This is a genomic window from Streptomyces sp. NPDC051987 (assembly GCF_040680735.1).
Lineage (GTDB): Bacteria > Actinomycetota > Actinomycetes > Streptomycetales > Streptomycetaceae > Streptomyces.
Genome location: NZ_JBFAXI010000072.1, coordinates 1 through 4,130, shown reverse-complemented (window position 1 = coordinate 4,130; position 4,130 = coordinate 1). Strand labels below are relative to the sequence as shown.

General features: G+C 73.9%; 3 protein-coding genes and 1 pseudogene. All 4 read left to right on the top strand.

The genetic code is table 11. The annotated features are described in order from the left end of the window. Nucleotides 1–135 (top strand): annotated as a pseudogene (locus AB0M11_RS29845) (AsnC family transcriptional regulator); the annotation flags it as partial. Between the two features lie 225 nt (nt 136–360). Further along, nucleotides 361–1,965 (top strand): amidohydrolase, encoded by a 1,605-nt coding sequence (locus AB0M11_RS29840; RefSeq protein WP_365710892.1) that lies wholly within the window; start codon nt 361–363, stop codon nt 1,963–1,965. A 627-nt stretch (nt 1,966–2,592) separates the two neighbouring features. Then, a complete protein-coding gene (locus AB0M11_RS29835; protein WP_365710890.1) occupies nt 2,593–3,387 on the top strand; it encodes a polyprenol monophosphomannose synthase in 795 nt (264 codons plus the stop codon). 78 nt (nt 3,388–3,465) lie between these two features. After that, nucleotides 3,466–4,029 (top strand): FxsA family membrane protein, encoded by a 564-nt coding sequence (gene fxsA / locus AB0M11_RS29830; RefSeq protein WP_365710888.1) that lies wholly within the window; start codon nt 3,466–3,468, stop codon nt 4,027–4,029. Nucleotides 4,030–4,130 lie beyond the last annotated feature (101 nt).

The window sequence follows — 4,130 nt, the reverse complement described above, 5'->3', positions numbered from 1 at the left end:
TCTCTCCGTGTGGGGCTGCCCCCCCCCCTCTTTGGGGGGTGGGTGTTGCCCCGGCGGCGAAGCCGCGCGGGGGTGTCGACACGGACGACGGTGGTCCTGTCGACACCGTACGAGGCAAGACCCCCAAAGATCTGACCGCGCGGCCGTTCCCGCCGTCTCCGCCGTTCCCGCCGTGGGCAGGTGTTCCGCAGGGCGGAACGGGTGGGCGCGGCCGGCAGCTCCGGGCGCCGTGGAACGTGCTCCGCGTGGTCGCGCCCCCGCGGCGGAGCCGCACAGGAACAGGGCCCCCGGGCCCCTTCGGCGCCCCGTGCGGGAGCCCCTCGTGCAGAGTGATCGGCGTGAGGGGCGAGACTGGTCCCCATGAGTGAGCGAGCCCCCGACCCCAAGACCGTCCTCCTGCGTCGAGGAGAGGTCCACAGTCCCGCCGATCCGTTCGCGACCGCGATGGTCGTGGAGCGCGGGCAGGTCGCCTGGGTCGGCTCCGAGGGCGCCGCCGACGCCTTCGCGGACGGCGTCGACGAGGTCGTCGACCTGGACGGGGCCCTGGTCACCCCCGCCTTCACGGACGCCCATGTCCACACCACCTCCACCGGCCTCGCGCTGACCGGCCTCGACCTCTCCGCGGCCGACTCCGCGGACGCGACCCTCGCACTGGTGCGGGACTTCGCCGCCGGCCGCCCGGAGGACCGGGTGCTGCTCGGCCACGGCTGGGACGCTTCCCGCTGGTCCGGCGGCCGCCCGCCGACCCGCGCCGAACTGGACGCGGCCACCGGCGGCCGCCCGCTCTACCTCTCCCGTATCGACGTCCACTCGGCGGTCGTCACCACGGCCCTGCTGGACCTCGTGCCGGGCCTGGCCCCGGCCCCGGACGCCCCGCTCACCGGCGACGCCCACCACGCCGTACGCGCCGCCGCGTTCGCAGCCGTGACGCCGGCCCAGCGGGCCGAGGCCCAGCGCACCGCCCTCGCGCACGCGGCCTCCCTCGGTATCGGCACCGTGCACGAGTGCGGCGGCCCGAGGATCTCCTCCGAGGACGACTTCACCGGGCTGCTGCGGCTCGCCGCCGAGGTGCCCGGCCCCCGGGTCGTCGGCTACTGGGCCGAGGAGAACGTCGACAAGGCGCGCGAGCTGGGCGCGTTCGGCGCCGCCGGTGACCTGTTCGTCGACGGCGCCCTCGGCTCCCACACCGCCTGCCTGCACGAGCCGTACAGCGACGCCGGCCACACCGGCACCGCCTACCTGGACGCGGACGCCGTGGCCGCCCATGTCGTCGCCTGCACCGAGGCCGGTCTGCAGGCAGGGTTCCACGCCATCGGCGACGCCGCCGTGACCGCCGTCGTGGCGGGCGTGCGGGCCGCCGCCGAGAAGCTCGGCCCGGCCCGTGTCCGCGCCGCCCGGCACCGCGTCGAGCACGCCGAGATGCTCACGCCCGAGCACATCGCCGCCTTCGCCGAACTCGGCCTGATCGCCTCTGTACAGCCCGCCTTCGACGCGCTCTGGGGCGGCGACGACGGCATGTACGCCCAGCGGCTCGGCACCGAGCGGGCCCGTACCCTCAACCCGTTCGCCGCCCTCCTCCGGGCCGGGGTTCCGCTGGCGTTCGGCTCCGACAGCCCGGTGACCCCGCTCGACCCCTGGGGGAGCGTGCGCGCCGCGGCCTTCCACCGCACGCCCGAGCACCGGATCTCGGTCCGCGCCGCCTTCACCGCGCACACGCGGGGCGGCTGGCGGGCGATCGGCCGGGACGACGCCGGCGTGCTGGTCCCCGGCGCACCCGCCGACTACGCGGTCTGGCGTACCGACGAACTGGTGGTCCAGGCGCCGGACGACCGGGTCGCCCGCTGGTCCACCGACCCGCGCTCCGGCACTCCTGGCCTGCCCGACCTGACCCCCGGCCGCGCGCTGCCGCTCTGCCTGCGCACCGTGGTGGGCGGCCGGACCGTGTTCGTACGACCGGGCGAGTGACCCGCCGCATTCGTACGGCCGGGCGAGTGATCTCCGGGGGTGGCGTGGCCGTGATCGTCGGCCGCCGCCGCGTCGCGCGACCTGCGCATCCTCTGCGCTGACCAGGGGTTTGGGCTTGTTTGCGCAGGTCAAACGGCTGTTGACAGCCAGCGGAGGCGGGCCGGTAGGTTCGGCCAAGTCCACCACCGGACGCCCGACCGGGGAGCAGTTCGCGCGACTCGTCGCAGCGCCGCTGGGTCAGGGACGGTGTGCCGCACCGGGGCACCGTCACTGGGAGCCAGGCTCAGCGCCCGCGCCGACGAGGGGACGTTCCGGCCGGTCGGGAGGTGTGACCCGGGTGGGGCCCGGAGCTCAGTAGACAACGGCTTTCGGTCGACCCGCAGCCAGCGGGTCCCAGGTCGGCCCGAAGGGCGCCGGGCCCCCATCCGCAGCAGAGGAGCGGCGGCGCGGGGGAACACAAGGGCGCCGCCGGGGAACACGGTGGCGAAAGTGCGGATGAGGGGCACCCGAAACGGGCATCCTTACCCCGTTCTTGCGTAATCGACACCACCATACGAAAGAGCTGTCACGTCGGTGCAGGCCGTGGCCACTATGGTGGTCCCCTGCGTACGACATGAAGGGGCAGCAGTGAATGACGGCGACGGGACCCTCACGGCACAGGCCCAGGGGAGGCGGTTCGGCCCGCTCGGCACGGCCTTGGTGATCATTCCCACGTACAACGAGGCGGAGAACATCAAGTCCATCGTCGGCCGGGTGCGCCAGGCCGTCCCCGAGGCGCACGTGCTGGTGGCGGACGACAACAGCCCCGACGGCACGGGAAAGCTCGCCGACGAACTGGCCGCCGAGGACGACCACGTCCAGGTGCTGCACCGCAAGGGCAAGGAAGGCCTCGGCGCGGCCTACCTCGCGGGCTTCCGCTGGGGCATGGACAACGGCTACGGCGTGCTCGTCGAGATGGACGCCGACGGCTCGCACCAGCCGGAGGAGCTGCCCCGCCTGCTGACCGCGCTGCAGGGCGCCGACCTCGTGCTCGGCTCCCGCTGGGTGCCGGGCGGCCGGGTGGTCAACTGGCCGAAGTCCCGTGAGTTCATCTCCCGCGGCGGCTCCCTGTACTCTCGGCTCGCGCTCGATCTCCCGCTCCGGGACATCACCGGCGGCTACCGTGCCTTCCGCCGCGAGACCCTGGAGGGGCTGGGCCTGGACGAGGTCGCCTCGCAGGGGTACTGCTTCCAGGTGGACCTCGCCCGCCGCGCGGTCAAGGCCGGCTTCCACGTCGTCGAGGTGCCCATCACCTTCGTCGAGCGCGAGTTCGGCGATTCCAAGATGAGCCGCGACATCCTTGTCGAGGCGCTGTGGCGGGTCACCTCGTGGGGGGTCACCCAGCGGGTGAGCAAGCTGACCGGCAAGGGCAGGCCGTCCTAGCGGACGCCGGGCGACCGCACCGTTCCGGTTGATCATCCGCTTATGCCGCATTGAGCCGCCCCCAGGCACACTGGGTGCATGACGACTGGCGCGCAGACCTCCTCGTACACCACCCGGCCCCGGCGCTCCCGGCTCGGCAGATACCTGCCGTTGGGGCTCGCGGCGTGGCTGGTGCTGGAGATCTGGCTGCTGACGGTGGTCGCGGGCGCGGCCGGCGGCGTGAGCGTCCTCCTGCTGCTGGTGGCCGGCTTCGTCGCCGGCTCCGTGGTCATCAAGCGGGCCGGCCGGCGCGCCTTCCGGAGCCTCAACGAGGCGGTCCGGCGCGGCGGCTCCCCGGAGCGCGGCGGCGGCAACGGCCTGATGATGCTGGGCGGCCTGCTCCTGATGATCCCCGGTCTGGTCTCCGACGCCCTCGGGCTGCTGCTCCTGCTGCCCCCCGTGCAGAAGGCGGTCTCGCGCTTCGCGGAACGCACCCTCGACCGCAAGCTCCGTGCCGCCGCGCCCGGCACCCTGGGCGACGCGTTCCAGCAGGCCCGCATGCACCGCCCGGACGGAAAGGTCGTCCAGGGCGAGGTCGTCCGGAACGACGTGCCCCGGCCGGGGGACGAGCCGGCGGGGGAGCGGCCGCCGCTCACGCGGTGAGAGACCCGTGAAACCGAGGGCGCCGCACGTTCTGTCTGATCTGGCCCGTCATGCCCTTGATCGCCTTGCGGCCCTGGGGCATCGGGTACTTCTTGATGGCT